General features: G+C 68.0%; 22 protein-coding genes. 11 read left to right on the forward strand and 11 right to left on the reverse strand.

Annotated elements, in window-relative coordinates:
- Nucleotides 1-4: 4 nt before the first annotated feature.
- A complete protein-coding gene (locus DQ353_RS16795) occupies nucleotides 5-484 on the forward strand; it encodes a MarR family winged helix-turn-helix transcriptional regulator (protein WP_181578453.1) in 480 nt (159 codons plus the stop codon).
- 133 nt (nucleotides 485-617) lie between these two features.
- The gene (locus DQ353_RS16800; protein WP_113764273.1) at nucleotides 618-1,682 is read left to right on the forward strand and encodes a maleylacetate reductase; all 1,065 of its coding nucleotides are present in this window, start codon (nucleotides 618-620) and stop codon (nucleotides 1,680-1,682) included.
- Nucleotides 1,683-2,049: 367 nt separating this feature from the next.
- Here the strand turns inward: DQ353_RS16800 and DQ353_RS16805 are convergent, their stop codons facing one another.
- On the reverse strand, nucleotides 2,050-2,970 hold the full coding sequence (locus DQ353_RS16805) for an EamA family transporter (RefSeq protein ID WP_286166869.1): 921 nt from the start codon (nucleotides 2,968-2,970) through the stop codon (nucleotides 2,050-2,052).
- A gap of 84 nt (nucleotides 2,971-3,054) precedes the next feature.
- Between DQ353_RS16805 and DQ353_RS16810 the strand changes: the two genes are divergently transcribed.
- Nucleotides 3,055-3,948 (forward strand): LysR family transcriptional regulator, encoded by an 894-nt coding sequence (locus tag DQ353_RS16810; RefSeq protein ID WP_113764307.1) that lies wholly within the window; start codon nucleotides 3,055-3,057, stop codon nucleotides 3,946-3,948.
- Nucleotides 3,949-4,075: 127 nt separating this feature from the next.
- Nucleotides 4,076-5,251 (forward strand): siderophore-interacting protein, encoded by a 1,176-nt coding sequence (locus DQ353_RS16815; protein ID WP_181578454.1) that lies wholly within the window; start codon nucleotides 4,076-4,078, stop codon nucleotides 5,249-5,251.
- A 12-nt stretch (nucleotides 5,252-5,263) separates the two neighbouring features.
- Here the strand turns inward: DQ353_RS16815 and DQ353_RS16820 are convergent, their stop codons facing one another.
- The 6 genes from DQ353_RS16820 to DQ353_RS16845 all read right to left on the reverse strand — a co-directional run bounded on the left by DQ353_RS16820 (nucleotide 5,264) and on the right by DQ353_RS16845 (nucleotide 12,366).
- Entirely contained in the window at nucleotides 5,264-5,680 is a 417-nt protein-coding gene (locus DQ353_RS16820; protein ID WP_113764277.1) for a hypothetical protein, read from the reverse strand.
- Between the two features lie 301 nt (nucleotides 5,681-5,981).
- On the reverse strand, nucleotides 5,982-7,373 hold the full coding sequence (allB, locus tag DQ353_RS16825) for an allantoinase AllB (protein ID WP_113764279.1): 1,392 nt from the start codon (nucleotides 7,371-7,373) through the stop codon (nucleotides 5,982-5,984).
- Nucleotides 7,374-7,434: 61 nt separating this feature from the next.
- On the reverse strand, nucleotides 7,435-8,583 hold the full coding sequence (locus DQ353_RS16830) for a glycerate kinase (RefSeq protein ID WP_113764281.1): 1,149 nt from the start codon (nucleotides 8,581-8,583) through the stop codon (nucleotides 7,435-7,437).
- A 27-nt stretch (nucleotides 8,584-8,610) separates the two neighbouring features.
- Nucleotides 8,611-10,416, reverse strand: coding sequence for a glyoxylate carboligase (gcl, locus tag DQ353_RS16835; RefSeq protein WP_113764283.1), 1,806 nt, complete (start codon nucleotides 10,414-10,416; stop codon nucleotides 8,611-8,613).
- Between the two features lie 169 nt (nucleotides 10,417-10,585).
- A complete protein-coding gene (locus DQ353_RS16840; RefSeq protein WP_113764285.1) occupies nucleotides 10,586-11,503 on the reverse strand; it encodes a 2-hydroxy-3-oxopropionate reductase in 918 nt (305 codons plus the stop codon).
- Between the two features lie 71 nt (nucleotides 11,504-11,574).
- On the reverse strand, nucleotides 11,575-12,366 hold the full coding sequence (locus DQ353_RS16845) for a hydroxypyruvate isomerase family protein (protein ID WP_113764309.1): 792 nt from the start codon (nucleotides 12,364-12,366) through the stop codon (nucleotides 11,575-11,577).
- A gap of 301 nt (nucleotides 12,367-12,667) precedes the next feature.
- On the opposite strand from DQ353_RS16845, the gene DQ353_RS16850 reads away from it, so the two are divergent.
- The 4 genes from DQ353_RS16850 to DQ353_RS16865 all read left to right on the forward strand — a co-directional run bounded on the left by DQ353_RS16850 (nucleotide 12,668) and on the right by DQ353_RS16865 (nucleotide 17,893).
- The gene (locus DQ353_RS16850; RefSeq protein WP_113764287.1) at nucleotides 12,668-14,188 is read left to right on the forward strand and encodes an NCS1 family nucleobase:cation symporter-1; all 1,521 of its coding nucleotides are present in this window, start codon (nucleotides 12,668-12,670) and stop codon (nucleotides 14,186-14,188) included.
- 47 nt (nucleotides 14,189-14,235) lie between these two features.
- Complete coding sequence (locus DQ353_RS16855; protein WP_113764289.1) at nucleotides 14,236-14,982, forward strand: aspartate/glutamate racemase family protein; 747 nt, start codon at nucleotides 14,236-14,238, stop codon at nucleotides 14,980-14,982.
- Nucleotides 14,983-15,263: 281 nt separating this feature from the next.
- Nucleotides 15,264-16,943: an amidohydrolase gene (locus DQ353_RS16860; protein WP_113764291.1), complete on the forward strand. Its 1,680-nt coding sequence runs from the start codon at nucleotides 15,264-15,266 to the stop codon at nucleotides 16,941-16,943.
- Entirely contained in the window at nucleotides 16,940-17,893 is a 954-nt protein-coding gene (locus tag DQ353_RS16865; protein WP_113764293.1) for a CobW family GTP-binding protein, read from the forward strand. The genes DQ353_RS16860 and DQ353_RS16865 overlap by 4 nt, the downstream gene beginning before the upstream one ends.
- 28 nt (nucleotides 17,894-17,921) lie before the next feature.
- Here the strand turns inward: DQ353_RS16865 and DQ353_RS16870 are convergent, their stop codons facing one another.
- Together DQ353_RS16870 and DQ353_RS16875 are read right to left on the reverse strand one after the other, a co-directional pair.
- A complete protein-coding gene (locus DQ353_RS16870) occupies nucleotides 17,922-18,995 on the reverse strand; it encodes an FUSC family protein (RefSeq protein WP_286166870.1) in 1,074 nt (357 codons plus the stop codon).
- A 101-nt stretch (nucleotides 18,996-19,096) separates the two neighbouring features.
- Complete coding sequence (locus tag DQ353_RS16875) at nucleotides 19,097-20,014, reverse strand: LysR family transcriptional regulator (protein WP_113764295.1); 918 nt, start codon at nucleotides 20,012-20,014, stop codon at nucleotides 19,097-19,099.
- A gap of 196 nt (nucleotides 20,015-20,210) precedes the next feature.
- Here DQ353_RS16875 and DQ353_RS16880 point away from each other — a divergent pair, with 196 nt between their 5' ends.
- Together DQ353_RS16880 and DQ353_RS16885 are read left to right on the forward strand one after the other, a co-directional pair.
- Complete coding sequence (locus DQ353_RS16880) at nucleotides 20,211-20,996, forward strand: formylglycine-generating enzyme family protein (protein ID WP_353616705.1); 786 nt, start codon at nucleotides 20,211-20,213, stop codon at nucleotides 20,994-20,996.
- Between the two features lie 239 nt (nucleotides 20,997-21,235).
- Nucleotides 21,236-21,727 carry an FBP domain-containing protein gene (locus DQ353_RS16885; protein ID WP_113764297.1) on the forward strand — a complete coding sequence of 164 codons (492 nt, stop codon included), beginning with the start codon at nucleotides 21,236-21,238 and terminating at the stop codon, nucleotides 21,725-21,727.
- Between the two features lie 32 nt (nucleotides 21,728-21,759).
- Here DQ353_RS16885 and DQ353_RS16890 read toward each other — a convergent pair whose 3' ends face one another.
- On the reverse strand, nucleotides 21,760-22,359 hold the full coding sequence (locus DQ353_RS16890) for a GNAT family N-acetyltransferase (RefSeq protein WP_181578455.1): 600 nt from the start codon (nucleotides 22,357-22,359) through the stop codon (nucleotides 21,760-21,762).
- A 129-nt stretch (nucleotides 22,360-22,488) separates the two neighbouring features.
- Between DQ353_RS16890 and DQ353_RS16895 the strand changes: the two genes are divergently transcribed.
- Nucleotides 22,489-23,187, forward strand: a complete 699-nt coding sequence (locus DQ353_RS16895; protein WP_113764301.1) for a maleylpyruvate isomerase family mycothiol-dependent enzyme — start codon at nucleotides 22,489-22,491, stop codon at nucleotides 23,185-23,187.
- Nucleotides 23,188-23,215: 28 nt separating this feature from the next.
- Here DQ353_RS16895 and DQ353_RS22020 read toward each other — a convergent pair whose 3' ends face one another.
- Nucleotides 23,216-23,389 (reverse strand): hypothetical protein, encoded by a 174-nt coding sequence (locus DQ353_RS22020; RefSeq protein WP_502696410.1) that lies wholly within the window; start codon nucleotides 23,387-23,389, stop codon nucleotides 23,216-23,218.
- Nucleotides 23,390-23,856 lie beyond the last annotated feature (467 nt).

Here is a 23,856-nt window from a genome sequence, read left to right on the forward strand (position 1 = left end):
CGCCGTGGCCGACCCCTTCGCCGTCGCGGAACCCGCCAGGGCCAATGACGCCGTCATGGCGCCATTGATCGACGAGGTCGAGAAGCAATTCGCGACAATGTTCGTCAACGCGCGCAACAGCATCCGGGCCCGGGCCGCGGCCATCGACCCGGAGCTGCCCCCCATGGGGTTCAAGGTGCTCACGATCCTCTCCCGCTCGGGAGCCCGGCAGCAGGGGTGCCTGGCCGAGGAGATGGAGGTGGACAAGGCCATGATGAGCCGGACCATCAAGCAGCTCGATCACCTGGGCCTGGTCGAGCGGAGCATGGATCCCAGCGACGGGCGGGCGCTGCTGGTCTCCATGACCCCCGAGGCCCGGGCACGCTTCGACGCGAATCTGGCCAACGCCCGCCGCGTGCTCCACAACCGGCTCGCGGAGTGGGAGCCGGGCGAGGTCCGCCGCTTCACCGACCTGCTGGCGCGGCTGAACAACTCCCCGCTCTAGAATCCCGGGTTTTGCAGGTGGTCGCTGTCGGCGGGACTATTTGTTCCGCCGACAGCGACCACCTGCGTATCGGGTAGCGTTTCAGGCAACGCCTCGGGTCCCCGCGCGGAACCTCGATACAAGGAGTGCCTATATGGGAATGAACTTCAGCCACGACACCCTGCCCCAACGGGTCCTTTTCGGCACCGGCAGGGCGGCCGGGCACCTGGCCGCCGAGGTGGAGCGATTCGGCGCTTCCCGGGTGATGGTGATCGCCGGCCGCCGCGATTCCGGCAACGTCGCCAAGTTGACCGCGCATCTCCCGGTGGCCCTGAATTACTCCGACATCGTCCAACACGTGCCAATCGAAGGTGCCGAGCGCGCCCGCGCCGCCGCCCGGGACAACGACATCGATCTGCTGGTGTGTCTCGGCGGCGGATCCTCCATCGGCCTGGCCAAGGCCATCGCCCTTGACACCGCGTTGCCCATCGTCGCCGTCCCCACCACCTATGCCGGCTCCGAGGCCACCAACGTCTGGGGACTGACCAAAGCGGGGCGCAAGACCACCGGTGTCGATGCCCGCGTGCTGCCCGCCACCGTCATCTACGATGCCGCGCTGACTACGTCATTGCCGGTGGACCTCTCGGTGGCCTCCGGCCTGAACGCCATGGCCCACTGCATCGACTCGCTGTGGGGGCCACGCGCCGACCCGATCAATGCGGCGCTGGCCACCGAGGGCATCCGCGCCCTCGCCACCGGACTGCCGGGAATTGTCGCGGATCCGGCGGGCAGCGAGGGACGCGAACAGGCCCTCTACGGCGCCTATCTTTCGGCCGTCGCCTTCGCCTCTGCGGGCTCGGGCCTGCACCACAAGATCTGCCACGTGCTCGGCGGGACCTGGAACATGCCCCACGCCCAAACCCATGCCACGGTGCTGCCCTACGTGCTGGCCTTCAACGCGCCCGCGGCACCCGGGGTAGAGGCCCGGATTGCTTCTGCACTTGGATCGGATACGGCCGTCGGAGGCCTGGACGCGCTGCGGGAACGGCTGGATGCGCCGCGTGCGTTGAAGGACCACGGATTCACGGCGGGGAACATCGCCGAGGCGGTGTCCCTCATCCTGCCGCAGGTCCCGGCGAACAACCCGCGGACCGTCACCACGGAAAACCTGGGGGCCCTGCTCACTGCGGCGCTCCACGGAGCCGAACCGACCTACTGATTCGGGCCGGTCCGGCCACCGGTACCAAATGCTCGGAGCGCGGCCAGACGGATCGCCGGGGGACGGCCCGGCTACCTGCCGGACACTCGGACCGTCTCTCCACACTCGACAACCCCAGTCGTCGGATTTCGTGGATGACCTCGACCGAGGGAGTCTTGACCAGGGAACCCACCCACGCCAAATGGCTGGTCGCGAACCATGCAGATTCATGCTGACTAGGCCGTTCCGGCCTGTTCCCGTTTCACGAACCGCATCAGGATCCTCGCCCATGCCCACTCTGGTGAGTGGGCATGGACCGACGCGAGTGGGGGCAGATTGCGCGTCAACCCAGCGTGAGGACCCAGCGATTCCCGAAAACGGCTGGGACCTACCGGATGGACTGCGCAGCAGCGGCCGCGGCCGGATCCTCCGCGGCCGCGGCGAGCGGTGCGGGGTCGCGGCGGCCGGTGCGCGTGGCACCGATCCCGGCGATGATGACCAGCAAGATGCCCAAGATCGCGGCCGGGCGCGGGACCTGGTGCAGGATCAACAGCCCGACGGCCATCGCGATGGCCGGTTCCAGGCACATCAGCGTGCCGAATGCCGCGGTGGTCAGCCGGCGCAGCGCCAGCAGCTCGAGGCTGAACGGAATCACCGGCAGCAACAATGCGAGCGCGAACCCGATCGCCAGCAACTGCACGTCCATGCGCCCGATCACCTCCGGACCCACCACCAGCGTTGCGGCCACCGCCGCGACGGGCATCGAGATGGCCAGCGCGCCGATGCCGTCGATCGCGTCCCCGGCGCGCTGGGTCAGCAGGACGTAGACGGCCCAGCAGACCGCACCGCCGAGGGCGAAAAGCACGCCGGTGGGATCCGCGGCCCCGTTCCAGGGCTCGGTCAGCCCGAGCACTCCGGCGGCGGCCACCAGCGCCCACCAGCGCCCGGCACCCCGGCCCTGGATGATCGCCACGGCCAGCGGGCCAATGAATTCCAGGGCGCTCGCGGTGCCCAGGTCAATGGTTTCCACCGCCTTCATGAAGCCCAGAGTCATGCCCGCGGTGGCCAGGCCCAGCAGTGCGCAGATTCCCAGCGTGGCGCGGGTGAGTCGCATCCTCCACGGGCGGGCAACGGCCACCAGGATCACCGCGGCCCAGGCCAGGCGCAGCCAGGCGACACCCTCGGAGCCCAGGGTTCCGGCCAGGCCGATCGACGCGGCCAGGCCCAGCTGGACGCAGCCCATCGCGGCAAACGCCATCATGGAGCCGACGCCGGCGCCCTTGCCTGCGGATGCGCGTGTTGAAGTCATTGATTCAGTAGAACCGAGGCAGGTCATCCACGTCCACGCGAGAACCATCAACATATCGTCCAGGTTTCCTGCACAATGGTGTTCATGGATACCCGGCGCCTGCAATACCACTACGAGCTGGCCCGCATGGGCTCGATGCGGGCCGTCGCAGACGTGCTGGGCACCACCACCTCGACCGTCTCCCAGCAGATCGCCCAGCTCTCGAGGGAAACCGGAGCCCGGCTGCTGGAACCCGACGGGCGCGGGGTTCGGCTCACCCCGGCCGGCCGGCGGCTGGCCGAGCACGCGCGCACCATCCTCGGCGCCATCGATGCGGCCACGCTGGACCTGGATCCCGCCGCCGAGCCTTCGGGCACGCTGCGGGTGGCGGGGTTCGCGACCGCAATCCGCACCACGCTGATGCCCATCATCAAGGAGCTGGCCGTCGACCACCCCGCGGTGGGGATCGTGGTGTTCGAGCACGAGCCTGCCGAGGCCCTGGCCCAGTTGGCCGTCGACGACATCGACCTGGCCCTGACCTACGACTACAACCTGGCGCCGGATTCGGTCGGTCCCGGGGTGGAAACGCTGGAATTGTGGAGCACGCCCTGGGGCCTGGGCGTGCCCAACGGCGACGCGGAGCGCTTCGCGGGTGGTCCCGGTGCGGCGGACGTGTTTTCCGCCTTCCGCGACCGGGACTGGATCGGGAACTCGCGCAACATCGCCGACGAGACGGTGCTGCGGCTGCTGTCCTCGATGGCCGGATTCGCCCCGGCCATGCGCCATCAGGCCGACAGCCTGGATCTGGTCGAGGACCTGGTCCTGGCCGGGCTCGGCGTGGGGCTGCTTCCGGAAAACCGTCCGGGGAAGGAAGGGATCACGATCCTGCCGCTGAAGAATCCCGGCCTGCGCCTGCGCGCCTTCGCCCGGACCCGCGCCGGGCGCAGTGCCTGGCCTGCCCTCGCGCTCGTGCTCGGGCGGATGAACCAGTGCCGGTAGCGGGACAGGTCGGTCCCCGGACGCCGCGCCATGGGACCGGTCCGCTTGTAACCGGGCGCCACTCGGGCCAGACTCGAGGATACGGAAGATGCCCGCACGCCCCAGACGGCCGAGAGGAGCCCTCGACATGTCGCACCCCAAGCACCCGGTGGAACCCGGCCTGCTGCCCACGGCACTGGCCCGCGAACACGCCATGGTCTTCGAAGCCGCCGTGGAGGCAGGCCGGCGGGCCGGACGCAAGGCCGCCAAGAAGAAGCTGAAGCGTGCGGCACGACACGGCGGCATCAGGCTTTCCAAGGCGTTGCGGGACGCGACGCTGCGGGACGCCGAGAGGGCCGGGGGCCGGGCAGCCTACGCGGCTGCCACCAGGGCGCTGCGCAAGGCCGGCGCCCGCGCGCTTCCCCCCTTGCCGCAGGATCCGGCCCCGGGCACCGAATCGACACCCCCGGTTGCGGGTCCCGCCCAAGTCGCAGCCGAGGTCCCGGTCCGCACCCGGGTGCGCGGTCCGCAGATCGTGCTCGAGGTGCTGCGCACGGAATGGCTGAGCCAAAGCATGGTGCGCGTTGTTGCCGGGGGCGGGGGCTTTGCCGACTTCGAGTCCAACGGCGCGGCCGACCAGCACGTCAAGCTGTACTTCGCCAACCCCGTCCTGGGATTGGTCCCGCCCTATGAGATGCGCTCGCTGCGCGGGCGCCTGGCCCGCGAGGACCTGCCGGTATCCCGTTCCTACACGATCCGCCGCCATGATGCGGTGGCCCGTGAAATAGCGATCGACTTCTTCGTCCACGGGACCGAGGGCGTCGGCGGATCCTGGGCGGCCGGGGCGAAACCGGGCGACCCGTTGGTGCTCTCGCGGCCCAAGGGCAAGTTCCGTCCGGATCCCGGTGCGGAGCAGCACCTGTATGTCGGGGACGAATCGGCCATCCCGGCCATCGCCGCGGCCCTGGAGATGTTGCCGCGCCAGGCGGTGGGCCAGGTGTTCCTGGAGGTCGATTCCGCCCAGGACGAGTTCGAGATCGAACGACCGGCGGGCATGGCGCTGCATTGGGTCCACCGCTCGGGAGAGCCCTCTGCCACCAGCACCATGCTGGCCAATGCGCTGCGCGAGCTGCGGGCCCCGCACGGACATGTGGAGATCCTGGCACTGGGCGAACGCGACGCCACGCGGGACATCAGGCGCCTGCTGACGCACTGGGACCTGGACCAACGCAGGATCGAGATTTCCAGCTACTGGAGCGCAGGGAAGACCAAGCGCGGCTGGCGCCGGTTGCCTGCCGCGGGGGCGGACACCGGTTCCATGTAGTGCGGGGGCGGGTCAGCCCGAGGTTTCTCGCGCTTCGCGGCGGCGGCTGTCCAGCTGCAGGCCGGCGATGGATCCGGCGTAGAGCAGCGCGGGCAGCAGTGCCCACCCCCAGTCGCCGGGGAACACCTCGAAGGCCTCCGTGGTGGCCCCGCCCATGTTGATCCAGGCGGACAAAGGGACCGAGAGCGCCCAGGCCAGCCCCACGGCAAGCATGCAGTTGCGGCAGGAGGAGAACCCGAGGAATTTTGCCCCCAGCGCGCTGAACACCGCGGCGAGCACCACGAAGCTGAAGACCACCAGCAGCAGCGTGTTGACCAGGCGGAACTCGTGCAGTCCCCCGGCGCCGTTGGAGACGATGACGGCCAGGACGAGCGTTGTCAGCGTCGCCGAGAGACCCATCCCCAGGAAGTTCGCCTGCTTCCAGTTCATTGCCGTTCCTTCCTGCCCGCACCCCTCCGTCGGCGGCCCGGCACCAATCGGTGCCATGGCCGTGCGGCGGGATCAAGATTATCGCGCACCACCTCGTTGTGGAGCGATGCGCGGGGCAAGCCCGCGCTGTACAAGCTTATAGTCAAACACTTGGATAAAGCGATTGACAAGCCGGTGCAGGGTTAAAGCACCAGGCCGCCCCGGCACCCCCGGTGTTGCTCCAACGTGTTCACTGACCAAAGAGAGCGCTGGAAAAACTGGGGGAAGCCGGGGCGGCCCGGAAGGATGTGGCGGCGGGTGTTTAGACCTCGCCGCGGCGGATCAGCTTGCCGTGCGGGGTCTTGAAGTCGACCTCTACACCTCGCACGAAGGTGCGGCTGACCTTGCCGGCCAGGACCTTGCCCTGGTACGGGGAGATCGGGTTCTTGTGGTGCAGCTTGTTCACGTCGACCACGAAGCTGTCATCCGGCCCGAAGAACGCGAAGTCGGCGTCGTTGCCCAGCGCGATGGCGCCCTTGTGGTGCAGGCCTGCGATTTCCGCCGGGCGCTTGGACATCCAGTGCAGCACGGTCTCGAGCTTGATGCCGCGGCGCTTGGCCTCGGTCCAGATCAGCGCCAGGCCCAGCTGCAGCGAGGCAACCCCGCCCCAGGCCACACCGAAGTCGCCGTTCTCGACGTCCTTCAAATCGATGGTCGAAGGCGAGTGGTCCGAGACGATGCAGTCGATGATCCCGTCCTCCAGGCCCTTCCAGAGCAGTTCGCGGTTGGAGGCCTCGCGGATCGGCGGGCAGCACTTGAACGCGGTCGCGCCGTTGGGGATTTCCTCGGCCAGCAGCGTGAGGTAGTGCGGGCAGGTCTCCACTGTCAGCTTCACACCGTCGCGCTTGGCCGATTCGATCATCGGCAGCGCGTCGGAGGAGGACAGGTGCAGGATGTGGGCGCGGGCCCCGGTCCAGCGGGCGCGTTCGATGACCTCGGCCACCGCGACGTTCTCGGCGCCGCGCGGGCGGGAGGCCAGGAAGCGGTCGTAGTGGTCGCCCTCGGCGTTCGGGGCGCGGTCGATGGCGCGCGAATCCTCGGCATGGACGAGCATCATCGAGTCGAAGGACACGATCTCGGTCATGTCCTCTTCCATCTCGTCCGGCTCGAGGTACGGGAATTCCTCGACGCCCGAGTGCAGCAGGAAGCACTTGAAGCCGAAGACCCCTGCGTCGTGCAGCTCGCGCAAATCGGTCTTGTTTCCCGGGATGGCGCCGCCCCAGAATCCGACGTCGACGAAGGCCTTGGGGCGCGCAGCGGCCTGCTTGAGTTCCAGCGCCGCGACGTTCACGGTCGGCGGGATGGAGTTCAGCGGCATGTCCACCACGGTGGTCACGCCTCCGGCGGCGGCGGCCTTGGTGGCGGACTCGAAGCCCTCCCACTCGGTGCGGCCGGGCTCGTTGATGTGTACGTGGGTGTCGACCAGCCCCGGGATCAGGACCTGCTCGGCGGACAGCTCGATGACAGTGGTGCCGGTGAGGTTGTTGCCCAGTGGCTCGATGGCGACGATCTTGCCGTCGCGGACCCCGATTTCGCGCGCGACCGTGCCGGCGCCGGTGACGATCTGCTCGCCGCGGATCACCAGATCAAAGTCGGTGCCTGTGTTTGCTTCCGGTGACGGCGTGCCTGACTCGGTGAGCTCGGTGTTGCCCATGATCGCATCCTTACATCTCGTGCGTTGGAAAAATGGTGGTTGGGGAAAGAATAGCCCGGCCCTAGGCGTTGGCCGCGTTGGCGGCCAGGAATTCCTGGGCCAAGAGGGTTGCCGCCCGTTGCACAAGAGATCCACCCTCACTCATGCAACGGGCAACATCTGGTTCCAGCTCGAGCAGCGATCGTACCGCGGTGAACCCCGCGGATGTTGCCTGCTCGGTGGAAAGTTGGTTGCGTCCACAGATTGCGTAGACGGGAATGCCGTGGGCGGCGGCCAGTTGGGCCACGCCCACCGGCGTCTTGCCCTCCAGCGACTGGGTGTCAAGGCTGCCCTCGCCGGTGAACACGGCGACAGCACCCTCGAGCGCAGCCTCCAGCCCGGTCAGTTCCAGCACCACGTCGATGCCGCGGCGCCGGGTGGCACCCAGCACCGCCAGTGCGGCGAAGCCCACGCCGCCGGCTGCCCCGGCGCCCGGGGATGCCGCGATGCCGGAGATGTGCTGCTCTCCGAGCTCGGCACCCAGGGCCCGCGCGAAACGGCCCAGCGCCGCGTCAAGCTCGATGACCTGGGCGTCGCTCGCGCCCTTTTGCGGGGCGAAGACGAAGGCCGCGCCATTGGACCCGGTCAGCGGGTTTTCCACGTCGGCCGCCAGCGTGAAGGAGGTGGCGGCGATCCGCGGGTCGAGCCCGGACAGCTCCACCCGGTGCAGGGTTCCCAGCGGTCCGCCGCCGCGGGCAACCTCGTTGCCCGCCGCGTCGAGCAGCTTCGCGCCGAGCCCCTGGAGCATGCCGGCCCCGCCGTCGGTGCAGGCACTGCCGCCGACGCCCAGGATGATCTCGGTGGCCCCGGCATCCAGCGCCGCGGCAATCAGCTGGCCGGTGCCCAGGCTGCTGGCACCCAGGGCGTCCTTCACCCCGCCCGCCAGGCGGTCGAGGCCCGAGGCCTCGGCCATCTCCACGATGGCGGTGTGTCCAGACAGGCCCCAGGCCGCACGGACCTGTTCCCCGGTGGGACCGGAGACCCGTGCATGGTGCTGCACGAAGCCGCATTCCAGGGCGGCGGCGAGGGTTCCCTCGCCGCCGTCCGCGACGGGCACCGTGAGGGTGCGGGCCTGCGGCAGCGCCTGGCGCACCCCGGCACTGATCGAGGCGGCAACTTCCGCGCCCGTGAGAGTTCCCTTGAACTTGTCCGGTGCCACAACGATCAGCATGAGATGCCCTTCCCTACCCTTTGTTGACTAGACCGATGCGCCGACGTGGACGCCGTGCGATGATTCCAGCGGGGCCAATGCCGTCGGCGCGTCCGCCGCCGCGTCGGCCAGGTCCTCGAATTCGTTCACTGCATCCAGTTCAGCACCCATGGCAATGTTTGTCACACGCTCCAGGATGACCTCGACGACGACGGGTACCTGGAACTCGGCGGCCAGTCGTCCGGCCTCGGCGAAGCCCTCGGCCAGCTTGGAGGGATCCTCCACGCGCACGGCCTTGCAGCCCAGGCCCTCGGCGACCTTGACGTGGTCAACGCCGTAGCCGTTGGTCTCCGGGGAGTTGATGTTCTCGAAGCCCAGCGAGACGTGGTAATCCATCTCGAAGGGGCGCTGGGACTGGCGGATCAGGCCCAGGTAGGAGTTGTTGACCACGACGTGGATGTACGGCAGCTTGAACTGAGCGCCGACGGCAAGTTCCTCGATCATGAACTGGAAGTCGTAGTCGCCCGAGAGCGCCACAACGGTGGAGTTCGGTTTGCCGCGCACCACGCCCAGGGCAGCGGGACCGGTCCAGCCCAGCGGGCCGGCCTGGCCGGCGTTGATCCACTGGCGCGGGCCGTAGACGTGCAGCATCTGCGCGCCGGCGATCTGCGACAGGCCGATGGTGGACACGTAGGTGGTGTCCTTGCCGAAGGCGGCGTTCATTTCCTGGTACACGCGCTGCGGCTTGATCGGCACGTTGTCGAAGTTCGTCTTGCGGTGCAGCGTTGCCTTGCGGGCGGTGCACTCGTCGGCCCACGCCGAGTAGTCGGGCAGGGTGCCTGCGGCCTTGCGGTCGCGGGCAGCGGCCAGCAGCTGGTCGATCGCCGCACCTGCGTCCGAGATGATGCCCAAATCCGGGGAGAAGACCCGGCCGATCTGGGTGCCCTCGATGTCGATGTGCACGAACTTGCGGCCCTTGCGGTACGTGTCCAGGCCGCCGGTGTGGCGGTTGGCCCAGCGGTTGCCCAGGCCCAGCACGAAGTCGGAGGCCAGGAAGGAGACATTGCCGTAGCGGGTGTGGGTCTGGATGCCGACCATGCCCGACTGCAGGCGGTGGTCATCCGGGATGACGCCCCAGCCCATCAGGGTCGGGGAGACCGGGATGTTCAGCAGTTCGGCCAGCTCGACAAGCTTGTCCGAGGCGTTGGCATTGATGACGCCGCCGCCGGCAATGATCATCGGGTGCTTGGCGGCGACCAGCAGGTCCAGGACCTTTTCGGCCTGGCCGCGGGTGGCTGCCGGCTTGTCCGGGACCAAGGGCTCATAGGCGTCGATGTCGAATTCGATCTCGGCCATCTGCACGTTGATCGGCAGATCCAGCAGGACCGGGCCGGGGCGTGCCGAGCGCATGATCTGGAAGGCCTTGGCGAAGTAGCCCGGGATCAATCCCGGCTCCAGGACGGTGGCCGCGAACTTGGTGACCGGCTTGGCGATGGACTCGATGTCCACGGCCTGGAAATCTTCCTTGTGCAGCTTGTCGGTCGGCGCCTGCCCGGTGATGCAGAGCATCGGGATGGAGTCGGCGATCGCGGCGTAGAGGCCGGTGATCATGTCGGTGCCGGCCGGACCGGAAGTGCCCAGGCACAGGCCGATCTTGCCGGTGGCACGCGAATAGCCGTCGGCCATGTGGCTGGCGCCTTCAACGTGGCGGGCCAGCGTGTGGCGGATGGTGCCGCGGCGCTGCATGGCCGAGTACAGCGGGTTGATCGCCGCTCCGGGCAGTCCGAAGGCCTCGGTGGCGCCTTCCTTTTCCAAAATCAAGACAATTGCATCGACAACGCGCATCTTTGCCATGGTGTACTGCTCCTTGTGTCAATCCCGGTCGCCGGCGGTGCCTGGCGGGCGGGAGGCGGTGAAGTGTGGTTGGGCCGTCGGCGCACAGCGTGTGCTGCGTGGCGGTCCGAGTGGTGTGGGCGGCGCGTTTCCCGCAGGGGAAGCGGTCGGGCGCCGTCGGTGCGTGGGGCTAGTTGGCGGCCACTGGTTCGGCCGGCACGTCTGCGGAACCGCTGAGGCGTTGTACGCCGCGGAAGAGTCCGGAGTGGTCGAGGGCACCGTCGCCGCTGGCCACGGTGGAGGCCACGAGCTGGGCGACCAGTGCGCCGAGCGGAAGCACGACGCCTGCCTCGCGGGCCGCGGAGGTCACGATGCCCATGTCCTTGTGGTGCAGGGCCAGACGGAAGCCGGGCTCGAAGGACCGGTCAAGGATCTTCTGGCCCTTCTGGTCAAGGACCTTGGAGCCGGCAAGTCCGCCGCCGAGGACCTTCAGGGCCGCGTCGGTGTCCACGCCGTAGGCCTCGAGGAAGACCACGGCTTCGGAGAGGGCCTGGATGTTGGCGGCCACGATCAGCTGGTTGGCTGCCTTGACGGTCTGGCCGGATCCCGCCGGGCCGACCAGCACGATGGTCTTGCCCACGGCGTTGAAGACGGCCTCGGCATCGGCGAAGTCTTCCGCCTCGCCGCCGACCATGATGGACAGGACACCGCCGATGGCGCCGGCCTCGCCGCCGGAGACCGGGGCGTCGAGCGGGCGGATGCCGGCGGCGCGGGCCTCGACGGCCAGGCGGGACGAGACATCCGGGCGGATGGAGGAGTTGTCGATCCACAGGGTGCCGGCCTTGGCGTTGGCGAAGACGCCCGCCTCGCCGGTGACCACTGCTTCGACGTCCGCGGAGTCCGGGACCATGGTGATTACGACGTCGGCGCCGGCCACGGCCTCCGGGATGGAACCCGCGCCCTTGCCGCCGGCGGCCACCAGTTCCGCGGTTTTTTCCGGGCTGCGGTTGTAGCCGGTGACCTCGAAGCCTGCCTTGGCCAGGTTGATGGCCATGGGCAGCCCCATGATGCCCAGGCCGATGAATGCGATTTTTTGCGTGTTCGACATGCCGTGCTCCTGAAAACTTGTGTGTGCTGGTGGCTTGGGCGCTGGTGGCCCGGAAGAGGTGGGGGTGCGGGTTAGGCGGACTGGCGGATGAGCCAGGTGAAGGCCTGCGCGTGGGCGGCCTTGTACTCCAGGGCGACGCCGCCGGCGTAGCCGAGGTCGCGGGAACGGGTGACCCATTCGCCCAGCGGGAGGGTGCCGGTGCCCGGGGCGCCGCGTCCCGGATCGTCGGCGATCTGGATGTGGCCGAATTCGTGGGCGTGGCCCTCGATCAGTGCGGCGACGTCATCGCCGTTGACGGCCAGGTGGTAGAAGTCGGCCAGCAGCTTCACGTTGGAGGCGCCGGCGGCGTGGACCTTGTCCAGGACGAAGAACGCGTCGGCCGAGGTCTTCAGCGGGTAGGCCTCGGAACCGGAGATCGGTTCGAGCAACACCGTTCCGCCGATGCGCTCGACGCCCTTGGCGGCCGCCAGAAGGTTCTCGATGGCCAGCTTGTCCTGTGCCTGGCCGTCGAGGCCCGGCTGGCGGTTGCCGTACAGGGCGTTGAAACCCTTGCATCCGGTCGCCTCACCGATGCCGGCGACGACATCGATGTTGGCCAGGAACTCTGATTCGCGTCCCACCCAGGAAACCAGGCCGCGGTCCCCGGCCGGCATGTCCCCGGCGAAGAAGTTCAGGCCATCGAGAGTGACGCCCGCGTCCTTGATCGAGGCGATGAAGGCATCGACCTCGGAATCGGAGGGAACCGCGGTGGCAAAAGGCCACCAGAATTCAACGCTGTCAAAACCCGCGGACTTCGCCGCAGCGGCACGCTCCAGGAGGGGCAGCTCGGTGAGCAGGATTGAACAGTTGACGGTGTAGGCCATCTTCGACTCCTTCATGGTTCCAACTTCCATATTGTGAAATATGTTTATTGCTTGATGAGAACTCTACCGAGTGGTCTGAGTCACTGTCAAGAAGCGCCTCGGACAAAAATCCTTTCCAGCCGCCGCGCACCTCATGGTTTTCGACACCCGACATGGGCGGGAATGCCCAACATCCCCACCGCAAGCATTTCCGGAATGTTTCCATCAGGCGAAAACTCTTTTCTTTTACGTGGAACCGTGTCATTATCGTTCAACGTAGTAATCCCCGTCACACCCCCTGTGGTGAAAGGTACGACCAGTCATGACCCATCCAGATGTGCGCACAGCGTCGTCCGTACCAAGCGTGCCGTCGACAGAATTGCACGAGTTGAACCCCCATGGGCTTAGCGCCTCGCTCTACAACAGCGACCTCGCTCCCACCACGAAGGCCGGCCGGACCTGGTCCAGCTACAGCATCTTCACGCTGTGGGCCAACGACGTCCACTCCCTCGGCAACTATGCGTTTGCGATCGGGCTCTTCGCCCTCGGCCTAGGTGGCTGGCAGATCCTGGTGGCACTGGGCTTCGGCGCGCTGCTGTTGTTCGGTCTGCTGAACTTCTCCGGCTTCATGGGAGAGAAGACCGGCGTACCGTTCCCGGTCATGAGCCGCATTGCCTTCGGCATCCGCGGGGCACAGATCCCGGCGCTGCTCCGTGGCGGCGTCGCCATCGCTTGGTTCGGCATCCAGACCTACCTGGCCTCCGTGGTCCTGGTGGTCATGGTCCTGGCCGTGGCACCCGGGGCGTCCGCCCTGAACTCCAACCTCTTCCTGGGGCTGTCCACCCTCGGATGGATCTGTTTCGTGGCCCTGTGGGCACTGCAGTTGGTCATCGTCAGCTACGGCATGGAAATGATCCGCAAGTACGAGGCCTTCGCGGGCCCGGTCATCCTTGTCACCATGGGTGCACTGGCCGTGTGGATGTTCATCCAGGCAGGCGGCTCGATCGCCTGGTCCACCGGCGACACCAAGACCGGTGTCGACATGTGGATCGGAATCCTCGGCGGCGGCGCACTGTGGGTCTCCATCTACGCCACCTTCGTGCTGAACTTCTGCGACTTCACCCGCAGCGCCAAGTCCAAGGGCTCGATCGTGCGCGGCAACTTCTTCGGCATCCCGCTGAACATGCTGCTCTTCGGCCTGATCGTCGTGGTCCTGACCGGTGCGCAGTTCAAGATCGACGGAACCATCATCGACAGCCCCTCGGACGTCGTCGCAGCCATCCCGAACACCTTCCTGCTGCTGGCAGCCTCCGCCGCATTGCTGATCCTGACCATCGCGGTGAACCTGATGGCCAACTTCGTCGCGCCGATCTACGCGCTGACCAACCTCTTCCCGAAGCACCTGAACTTCCGCCGCGCCGGCATCATCTCCGGTGTCATCGGCCTGCTGATCCTGCCGTGGAACCTCTACAACTCCCCCGCGGTCATCACCTACTTCCTCGGCGGCCTCGGCGCCCTGCTGGGCCCGCTGTTCGGCATCATCATGGCCGACTACTGGATCATGCGCCGCTCCAAGATCAACATCCCGGACCTGTACCGGGCCAACCCCGAGGGTACGTACCACTTCACCCGCGGCGTGAACTTCCGAGCCATCATCGCCCTGGGCGTCTCGGCCGTCGCGGCCCTGGTCCTGGCCTTCAACCCGGCGCTGCATGCCGTCTCGGCCTTCGCCTGGTTCATCGGCTCCGGCCTCGGCGCCATCGTCTACCTGGCAATTGCCAAGCGCGGCCAGGTACACGAGGATGTCAGCGGCGAGGAAATCGCCGTCGCACCCACCCACTAGGGCGCCTGCCCCTCTTCAGATCCACAGCTACACAGGAGCATTCCCCCATGCGAATTCTGGTCCTCAATGTCAACACCACGGCGTCCATGACCCGCTCGATCGGCGATTCGGCCCGCTCGGCGGCCTCCCCGGGCACCGAGATCATCGAGCTGACGCCCAACTTCGGAGCGGATTCCTGCGAGGGAAACTTCGAAAGCTACCTCGCGGCGATCGCCGTGATGGACAAGGTCGTGAACTACACCGAACCGTACGACGCGGTCATCCAGGCCGGCTACGGGGAACACGGCCGCGAGGGCCTGCAGGAACTGCTCGACGTCCCGGTCGTGGACATCACCGAGGCAGCGGCCTCCACCGCACAGTTCCTGGGCCACAAGTACTCCGTGGTCACCACGCTGGACCGCACGGTGCCGCTGATCGAGGACCGGCTGAAGCTGGCCGGGCTCACCGACCGCTGCGCTTCGGTCCGCGCCAGCGGACTGGGCGTGCTCGAGCTCGAGTCCGATCCGGAGCGTGCGGTCGCTGCCATCGTGGAGCAGTCGCGCCAGGCGGTGGAGATCGACAAGGCCGAGGTCATCGTGCTCGGCTGCGGCGGCATGGCCGAACTTGAGGCCAAGGTTGCCGAGGCGACCGGAGTGCCCATCGTCGACGGCGTGCGCGCCGCGGTCACCATCGCCGAGTCGCTGGTGCGCCTGGGACTGAGCACCTCCAAGGTGCGCACCTACGCGACCCCGCGGCCCAAGGTCGTCACCGGCTGGCCGATCACCAAGGCAGACGTCAAGGTCGAGATCTCCTAGCTCCGGCAACACCAAAGCACATGGCGATGGCGTTCATTCCCGTTCGGGCATGGACGCCATCGCCATTGTTGCGCTCCGCGCATTTGCCGGCCGCGGCACTCCGGCCGCGAAGCAGTGCCGCACCGAACGCCCGGGTCTTCCGCCCCCCCGAGGGCGGCACGGGCAACCGGCAAAGCGCCGCCGCCACCCGGAGCCTGTGGCACTGGCCGTCCGGGCCCGGGCAGCATCCAAGCCCGTTCCGCTATCCTGATCGCCAGTACCCAGCGAAAGGCACTTTCCCCATGGAACCCACCATCGTCTATCCCGCCCGCCTGGTCCGCACCATGGATCCGGCCAACCCCACGGCCGAAGCCGTGGCGGTGCGCGGGGACCGGATACGGGCCGTAGGCCAGACCCGGATGCTGATGGAATACACCGGGGCGGTGCTCGACGAGCGCTACGCCGGCGCGGTGCTGGTGCCCGGGTTCGTCGAGGCACACAGCCACGCAGGCTCCGGGAACGTGTGGGCAAGCACCTATGTGGGGCTTGTGGACCGCACCGCCCCGGACGGGCGGCGCTGGCCAGGGTGCCGCAGCATCGAGGACATCATTGCACGGCTCTGCGCCGCCGAGACCGAACTCAAGGACCCCGAGGCCCCTCTGCTCGCTTGGGGGCTGGACCCGATCTATTTCCCCGGCGAGCGCCTCTCGGCCACCGCGCTGGACCGGGTCTCGGCAACCCGACCAGTGCACATCACCCATTCCAGCGGGCACGTGGTCACGCTGAACTCCGCAGCAATGCGGGCCTGCGGCATCGACACGTCCACCACCGTCACCGGGGTGGCCAAGGACGAGGCCGGACAGCCCACCGGGGAACTGCAGGAATTCGCCGCCATGGCACTGGGGGCACCCTTGGTCGAGGGTGCCCCGCTGATGGGCGTGAACCCCGCCGCGCTTGCCGCCTTCGGCCAGGACGGGGTGAACACCGGCACCACCACGCTGACTGACCTGGGCTCGCGGCTGCTCATGGACGACGCCGGCGTCGAGCTCTTCCGCACGCAGGTGACAGACGCGTTCCCCGCCCGTCTGAACGTCTTCCACTTCGGGGTAGGCGTCGGAAAAGTAGCCCTGTCCCTGTCCGAGGCAGCGCAAAGGCTGGTCAAGCTGCGCGGGCTGTCCACCGACAAGCTGCGTTTCGGCAACGTGAAGCTCATGCTGGACGGCTCCATCCAGGGTTTCACCGCCCGGCTGCTGGAACCCGGCTACTACGGCGACCAGCCCAACGGCATCTGGGCCGTGAGTCCCGAGGAATTCCGCGAGGCCTTCGAGACCTTCCACAAGGCAGGGGTGCTGGTGCACGTGCACTGCAACGGGGACCAGACCACCCAGCTGTTCCTGGACACCCTTGAAGCCATCCTGACCGCGCACCCGCGCCCGGACCACCGGCACACCTGCACCCACTCGCAGATGAGCACCACGGCCCAATACAAGCGCATGGCAACCCTGGGCGCTTGTGCCAACATCTTCGCCAACCACATCTGGGCGTGGGGCGACCAGCACATGGACATCACCGTCGGGCCGGACCGCGCGGCCCGGATGAATGCGGCGGCCACCGCGCTGCGCCACGGGGTGCCGATCGCGCTGCACTCCGACACCCCGGTCACCCCGTTGGGCCCGCTGCACACCATGAAGCACGCGGTCACCCGGTTGACCGTTTCCGGACGGGTCATGGGCGAGGCCGAGCGCATCGGCGCGCAGCAGGCGCTGGAGGCCATCACCCTGGGCGGGGCGTACATGCTCAAGATGGACCACGAGATCGGTTCGCTGGAGGCCGGGAAGTTCGCCGACATGGCCGTGCTGGCCGAGGACCCGCTGGAGGTCCCGGCGGCGGAAATCGGCACCATCCACGTGTACGGCACCGTGGTGGGCGGGCGCCACCACACCAGCAACGTGCAGGCCCCGGCCGTTGCGGGAGCCCGGTGAGCGCCCGGCTGGGCATCATCGGCGGGTACCTGGGGTCCGGAAAGACCACGCTGGTGAACGTGCTGCTGGCCGGGGCCCTGCCCGGGCGCACCGCGGTGGTGGTCAACGACTTCGGCTCGGTGAACATCGATGCGGACCTGATCGCCTCGGCGGACGAAGACACCATCGAACTGACCAACGGCTGCATCTGCTGCCAGCTGGGCGACGACGTGGCCCGCACCATGACCGCGCTTGCCGCGCGCACCGACCTGGACAACGTGCTCTGCGAGGTCAGCGGCGTGGGCGATCCCGGAGAGCTGGCCACCTGGCGCAGCTACCCCGGTTTCTCCCCCGGGCCGGTGCTGGTCTGCGCGGATGCCACCGACGTGGTGCGGCTGCTGCGCGATCAGTATGTCGGGGACACCGTGGCCCGGCAGTTGGCCGCCGCCGAGGTGGTGCTGCTGACCAAGACGGACCTGGCCATGTCCGCGGAAATCGGTGCCGCGCTGGGTGCCTGCGCGGCAGCGGCCCCGGAGGCCAGGGTGCTGGAGCAGGATCGGGCCCACCCGGAACGAACCGCTGCCCGGGCGTTCGCCGTGGCCCCGCGGCCGGAGCCGGAAACGCGGGGCCCCGCGGCAGGTTCCGACGCCCATGCCGATTCCCATGCCAGATGCACCCTGGCCGCGCCCGGACCGCTCGATATGGCTGCCGTGGTGCGGGCGCTGGAAGGGCAGGCGCACGAACTGGTGCGTGCCAAGGGCGCGCTGCAGGGAGGCGACGGTCGCTGGCACGAGGTGCAGCTGGCCGCAGGCCGGGTGGAGGTTCTCCCGCGCGCCGATGGCCGTCCCGCCCCGGCGAATCCGGGCCTGGTGTTGATTGCCGCCGGGTCGGATCCCTCCGGCGCGCTCGAGTCCGCCCGGGCCGCCCTGACCGGGGTTCTGGGCAACCCCGGCGGGGTACTTCGCCGGTAGTCCGCTCCCGCAGTGTCGGAAAGCCGGTTCAGCGCACCACGGGTCCAGCCGGCCGGGGCTCGCGGATGCACACGGCAACCAGCACCCCGGCCGTGGCCCCGATCACCGTCTCCACGGCCCGGTCGACCATGAGAATGCCGGGATCCATCGGGGAGGCCAGGTACGTCATCACCAGGATCAGCGGCGTGAAGAAGACCAGCGCCAGCCCGTAATGGCGGGTCATGAACAACTCCGAGGGGAACTGCAGCACGACCACCGCCAGCCCCAGGACCATGATGGGGGGCTGCGGCAGCAGGATCAGTGCGGTCACACCGACCCCGGCCAGCGTTCCGAGCACGCGGTGGATTCCGCGGACGATGCGCGCCCCGAGGGTCTCGGCGGCCAGCGGAACCGCGCCGGCGGCCATCGCCCAGTAGGGGTGCCCGATCCCCATCAGCATTCCCGCGGCCCCGGCGGTGCCGACGGCCAGGAGGTAGCGCAGGGCGTGGACGAGGATCGCCGGCGAGATTGCCGGTTCGACCGGGCGGACGGCGCCGGGCACCCAGCCCCGCGACCCCATCCAACCGGCGAACCCGACCAGCACGGCAACGAGTGCCGAACCGAGGCAGATGAGCGCGGCGCACCACCACGGCACCGCGAGCGGAACCGAGGCACAGGCCCCCAAGGCAAAGATGCAGAAGAAGGGGCCGCCGGGCTTGAGCTTGTACTTGTCGGCAACCATCGAGACCACGCTCGCGACCAGGGCCTCGAACGCCACCAGCGTCCACGGACCGACGTGCGCCGCTGCCAGTCCGATGCCGAGCACGGTCCCGCCGACGAGCAGCACCGCGGCCTGCCCCTGGTGGATGATCCGCAGCTGGTGCGGCTCGTTCCTGCCGTACATGCCGACGAAGGCCCCGAAGACGGCGTAGATGACCAGGTCCGGCCGGCCGATTGCCAACAGTGCGAGCGAGGGGACGGCAACTCCCAGCGCCACGCGCCAGGCGGCCAGCCGGTCGCCCTGCGCCGGTCCCATGGCCAGGAGCGCGCGTGGATCAAGTGCCCCGAAGGCCGCATCCCCGCCACGTGGTTCGGTTCCCCGTGCTTCGACCATCTCTGCCATTGCGCCTCCCGCACCTTGGGGCGCCGCGCCCCGGGGTCAACTGTGCGCGGTTCCGGCCATGAGCGTCAAAGAGGCAATGGTGATGTGGTTATAAGTGCTGGCTATCGTGACTGCTCGGCCGGGAGGTGCTCCAAGAACGTGAGATCGGTCGATTCCGCCACGGACAGCAAGGCGCGGACCAATACCGGGGCGGGGTCGCGGGCCAGGGTCACCAACCCGACCGGCACGGAGCGCTGGGGAGAAACCAACGGCACGGCCTGCAGATTGGCCGGGACCCCGAAGACATGCAGCCAGGCCGAGGGCACGATCGTCGACCACAAACCCGTCTGCACGTGCGCGAAGAGCGAGGCCACGGAGTCGGTTTCGAGCCGGGGCGCGGGAATGGCACCCACCTCGGCAAAGACCTCGTCGATGCGCCGCCGGCCCTGCATGCTCGGGGCCAGCAGGCACAGCGGCAGGGCCGCCGCCTGCGCCCAGTTTGCCGAGGACGCGCTCACGGCACCCCGGGCGGTCAGCAGCACATGGCGTTCCAGGTACAGCGGGAGAACGCGGAATTCCTCCGGCACCGGATCCTGGATGTAGGTGATCCCCGCATCGATCTCGAAGGACCGCAGCTTGCCCAGGACGTCCCCGGAGGTCAGGTCGGAGACCACCTGAACGGTGGCTTGGGGATGAAGTCCGCAGAACGGTGCGTTCAACAGCGACACCGCGATCGAGGCGGTGGGAACGGAGCCGAAGCGCAGCTGCCCGGAGACCCCGGTGCGCATGGCGGCGATCTCGTCGTTCATGGCGTCCCGGTCCGCGAGGATCCTTCGCGCCCAGGTGACAAGTTCCTGCCCCTCGGCGGTCAGGCCCTCGAATCTGTTGCCCCGGCGGATCAGGGGAACATCCAGTTCTTTTTCCAGCTTCCGGATCCCCTCCGAGAGCGCGGGCTGGGAGACCGAGCAGGATTGGGCGGCGCGAACGAAGTGCCGCTCGCGTGCGAGGGCGACCATGTACTCGAGTTGCCGGATGAACATGTCTCCGGTCTACAGCATCGTTGCACGGAGCGCCACTTCCTCAGCGGTGCGTCCATTGGATGATGTGCGGGCGCGAACCATCCCGTGCCAGCCCGATGGGGTCATCTGCGACCGGCCGCTACCCTGCTCCCCGGTCTCGGGGCATGATCGAATCGCGGAGATTCCCCTGGCCTCGATCCCGTCCGGAAGCATTCGCATGCGCGACGCGCGTTCCGAGGCGGTTCGCGAGGTGCATTTTCGCCCCTTCGAACTCGGCAACACGTATGTCACCGGCGACCAATGGACGCAAGTCCAGGGGACGGACCCGATGCGCCGGCCGGGAGCGAATATTCCGCTGCATCCGGTGACCTGGTTTGCTGCGGTGCACTGGTGCAACTCCGCTTCCCTCGCGGCGGGGCTCGAGCCCTCCTACACCTTCGGCGCCGATTCCGTCATCTGGAACGTGGCCGCCGAGGGATACCGGCTCCCCACGGAAGCCGAATGGGAGTTTGCCGCCCGCGCCGGAACGAGCACCCCGACGCATGGGCCGTTGGCGGACATCGCCTGGACCTCTGCTGACGGCCTCAACGGCCCGCAATCCGTGGCGTTGAAGGCATCGAACGCGTTAGGGCTGTCCGACATGATCGGCAACGCCTGGGAATGGTGCTGGGACCATGCCGACACCGCGCGCTACGGCGGCTACCGCAGCCTGCGCGGCGGAGGCTGGGACGACAATCCCTGGAGCTGCCGTGCATCGGTGCGCCGCGGCAGTGCACCGGATGCCGTGCTGGAGGACGCCGGCTTCCGGGTGGCCCGCGGAGCCGTCGGGAGCCGGATGCGGCTGCCGCGCAGGGCTGGTCCGCCGAGGCCGATCGCCAGCGCGCCGATGTCCGCGGCCCGCTTGCCGTCGGTTGGACGCTGCTGCGGAGCCTGCTGCGCGACCGACAACGTCTCGACGGGCACCTGTTGCGCGGGCGTATACTTTTTTTCATGTCCTTTTTGATCTCAACCCAGCTGCCCCGCGGGCGTTCGGGGGTAGCCGGCGTCTTTTTCGCCGGCTCGAGATAGGGCTGTCCGCTTTCGGTGATTTTTCGCGCCCATGTGGCGCGCCCGCATCCGCTTCAGGTTTTTCCGCGCTTTCCTGCGCACCTGCACCTGCGGATCGCGTACCCCCACCCAAAACATGCCTCCTTCGCCCGCGCTGCGGCGAAGCGGCGGCAAGACAGTCAGGATCCTTTCTCCATGCTTCCCCTCATCGAACAACAAATCCGCGCCTCCTTCATCAACGCCTCGCTGCGCGAGCGCAAGGCCATCACCCTCCCGGAAAACTTCGGATCCTTGGACTGGGGCAACCTTGAATTCCTGGGTTGGCGGGATCCGAAGCTGCCGCTGGTCGGCTACGTCGTCACCACCCTGGGCGATGCGCACGTGGGCATCATGTTCCGCAAGGCCGAGGGCAAGATCCGCAACCGGGCCCAGTGCTCGTGGTGCGAAGACGTTGACCTGCCCAACGACGTGGTCTTCTTCAACGCCAAGGCCGGCGGGCAGGCGGGTCGCGACGGCGACACCATCGGCATGCTGGTGTGTGCCAACTTCGAATGCTCCACCAATGTCCGCATGATGAAGTCCCTGCCGTACATCGGCTTTGACCGCGAGTCCGAGATGCACCGGCGCATCGCCGTGCTGCAGGAGCACGTGCTGAACTTCGCCAAGCGCGTGCGCGACGGCGAATAGCTCCCCGGCCGGTCTCCCGCGGAACGACGCAGTCAGCCGCGGGAGACCAGCCATTGAAGAACCCCGGGTTCCAGCTCCCGGTCGGCCAGGATGAGCCGCGTGACAGCCACTTCACCCGCGGCTGCCGCACCCTGCACGCCGGCCGGACCTTCCCACCGCAGCTGGAGCCCCGCCTTCTGCGCGACCCTGGTCGAGGAGGGATTGCTGGAAAGCACCCGGGCGATCACCGGAACGTCCTTCCCGGTGGCCCGGGCACGGTCAACCGCGTACGTGGCCAGCTCGGTGGCGAATCCGCGGCCCCAGCAGGCCGGATCCAACCGGTATCCCAGGTTCCAGACCGCGGACTCGGCACCCGCCTGGACCAGGTTCACTCCCCCGGTCCCGAGCAGCCGGCCGGGCGCCAGACCAGGAAGGCCTTCATCGCTTCCCGGCCGAAGCACCCAGGCGGCAAGCCCGTTGGCTTTCCACCCCGCGTGGAACATCGCCAGCAAGGCGGCGGTCTGTCCCGGGTCCGTGACCCGCGCTTCGGGAAGGTGCGACCAGGTGCGAGGGTCGTTGGCGATGGCAAAGACCGCATCCACATCACCGGGCACGGGCCTGTCGAGTATCAGCCGTCGTGTCATTTCCATCATGCGCATCACCCCCAACATACAGCCGACGGCAGCGCACCGTTGGAGGCCGGGTGCATATAAATCGATACCGGTTCCCTATGGATCTGGTGTCGGGCCCCACAACACCGCGTCCATGGGTAGGGTGGCACCATGATCAATTCCGCCCGCCTGCACTCGGACCTCTCCCGCCTCGGCCGCGAGACTTCCATGATGCTGGCAACGATTGAGACCCTGTCCGCCGATGAAATGACCGCACCCTCGCTGTGCGAGGGCTGGAGCAGGGCCGATGTCATCGCCCACCTCGCCTCCAACGGCCGCGCCCTGGTCAAGCTCATCGACTGGGCCACCACCGGGGACGAGCAGCAGCTCTACGCATCGCCCGAGGCCCGCGCCGAGGAGATCGCTGCCCTCGCGGCACTCCCCCGCCAGGAACTGATCGAGAAATTCCGTGCCTCCGCCGAATTCTTCGCCGAGCAATCCGAGCGGCTGACCGGCCAGCTCGCCCTCGAAGAGGTGGACCTGCACGGCAAGGTCATCCCCGCCATCTCCATCGTGGCCCTGCGCATCGCCGAGATCGTCGTCCACCACCATGACCTGGACACCGCCTGGACCATCGCGGAGGCCGACCCGGACTCCCAGCTGGACGCCGTCGAGGCCGCGGTGCGCACCATGCGGGCCAAGGGCGCCCCGGGCATGACCTTGGTGACCGAGGAAGGCGAGACGTGGGTCATCGGCGACGGCGCCCTGCGCGTGGAATCCGACCGCGAGGGCATGATCGAGTGGCTTTCCCGCGGCCAGGGGCGGCACGTCGAAGCCAACGGAGAACTGCCGGTGCTGCCCGCCTGGTAGACCGCACCCGGCTTTGGCCTTTGCGGGACTACAGCGCGATCTGGCGGTTCTGGTCCTTGTACAGCAAGTAGCGGAAGTTCGACGGTCCACCGGCGTAGCAAGCCTGCGGGCAGAAGGCGCGCAGCGACATGTAGTCGCCCGCTTCCACCTCGACCCAGTCAGCGTTCAGGCGGTGGACGGCCTTGCCCTCGATCTCCGGCATGGCGCTGGGCTCGATATCGCGTTCGTTGCCCCCACCGGGCCCGGTGCTGCCATGCCGGCCAGCGGCTTATGCCACTTGCGGATCCCGTGGCTTGTGGCAACGTCCACGTCGTTGTGTGATTGCCTTTGTGATCCAGCTGGTGCGAAGGCGAAGTCACACTCTTCCAAGGTATTGCATCGATGCGACCCCGCGGCCAAAGGTAGTCACAGGGTCGCCCATTACCAAGACCAGCGTAGAAGCCACCGCGGGTGAGGCGCATGAAAGTAGTTGTTTAGGGAGAAGAGCCGATGGCAGCGCTAAGCCTTGATCCACCGATCCGCCCCCGGTCGTCGTTTGCTGCCGACGGACGGGGGCGGTTTCGTTTTTGGGCACGGGAAGGGCGCCAGCCTCTCTGCCGGCGGGTGGTCCACGAGGGTTTCCTGGTTGCGCCGCAGAGGGCTCGGTGAACGGTTCTAGGCGATTTGGGG

This window comes from Arthrobacter sp. AQ5-05, from assembly GCF_003287975.1.
In the GTDB taxonomy this organism is placed as follows: domain Bacteria; phylum Actinomycetota; class Actinomycetes; order Actinomycetales; family Micrococcaceae; genus Paeniglutamicibacter.

Coding starts and splice junctions, on each gene's coding strand:
- DQ353_RS16800 (WP_113764273.1), top strand. CDS start 618: ATGGGAATGAACTTCAGCCACGACACCCTGCCCCAACGGGTCCTTTTC.
- DQ353_RS16805 (WP_286166869.1), bottom strand. CDS start 2,970: ATGACTTCAACACGCGCATCCGCAGGCAAGGGCGCCGGCGTCGGCTCC.
- DQ353_RS16810 (WP_113764307.1), top strand. CDS start 3,055: ATGGATACCCGGCGCCTGCAATACCACTACGAGCTGGCCCGCATGGGC.
- DQ353_RS16815 (WP_181578454.1), top strand. CDS start 4,076: ATGTCGCACCCCAAGCACCCGGTGGAACCCGGCCTGCTGCCCACGGCA.
- DQ353_RS16820 (WP_113764277.1), bottom strand. CDS start 5,680: ATGAACTGGAAGCAGGCGAACTTCCTGGGGATGGGTCTCTCGGCGACG.
- allB (WP_113764279.1), bottom strand. CDS start 7,373: ATGGGCAACACCGAGCTCACCGAGTCAGGCACGCCGTCACCGGAAGCA.
- DQ353_RS16830 (WP_113764281.1), bottom strand. CDS start 8,583: ATGCTGATCGTTGTGGCACCGGACAAGTTCAAGGGAACTCTCACGGGC.
- gcl (WP_113764283.1), bottom strand. CDS start 10,416: ATGGCAAAGATGCGCGTTGTCGATGCAATTGTCTTGATTTTGGAAAAG.
- DQ353_RS16840 (WP_113764285.1), bottom strand. CDS start 11,503: ATGTCGAACACGCAAAAAATCGCATTCATCGGCCTGGGCATCATGGGG.
- DQ353_RS16845 (WP_113764309.1), bottom strand. CDS start 12,366: ATGGCCTACACCGTCAACTGTTCAATCCTGCTCACCGAGCTGCCCCTC.
- DQ353_RS16850 (WP_113764287.1), top strand. CDS start 12,668: ATGACCCATCCAGATGTGCGCACAGCGTCGTCCGTACCAAGCGTGCCG.
- DQ353_RS16855 (WP_113764289.1), top strand. CDS start 14,236: ATGCGAATTCTGGTCCTCAATGTCAACACCACGGCGTCCATGACCCGC.
- DQ353_RS16860 (WP_113764291.1), top strand. CDS start 15,264: ATGGAACCCACCATCGTCTATCCCGCCCGCCTGGTCCGCACCATGGAT.
- DQ353_RS16870 (WP_286166870.1), bottom strand. CDS start 18,995: ATGGCAGAGATGGTCGAAGCACGGGGAACCGAACCACGTGGCGGGGAT.
- DQ353_RS16875 (WP_113764295.1), bottom strand. CDS start 20,014: ATGTTCATCCGGCAACTCGAGTACATGGTCGCCCTCGCACGCGAGCGG.
- DQ353_RS16880 (WP_353616705.1), top strand. CDS start 20,211: ATGCGCGACGCGCGTTCCGAGGCGGTTCGCGAGGTGCATTTTCGCCCC.
- DQ353_RS16885 (WP_113764297.1), top strand. CDS start 21,236: ATGCTTCCCCTCATCGAACAACAAATCCGCGCCTCCTTCATCAACGCC.
- DQ353_RS16890 (WP_181578455.1), bottom strand. CDS start 22,359: ATGATGGAAATGACACGACGGCTGATACTCGACAGGCCCGTGCCCGGT.
- DQ353_RS16895 (WP_113764301.1), top strand. CDS start 22,489: ATGATCAATTCCGCCCGCCTGCACTCGGACCTCTCCCGCCTCGGCCGC.
- DQ353_RS22020 (WP_502696410.1), bottom strand. CDS start 23,389: ATGCCGGAGATCGAGGGCAAGGCCGTCCACCGCCTGAACGCTGACTGG.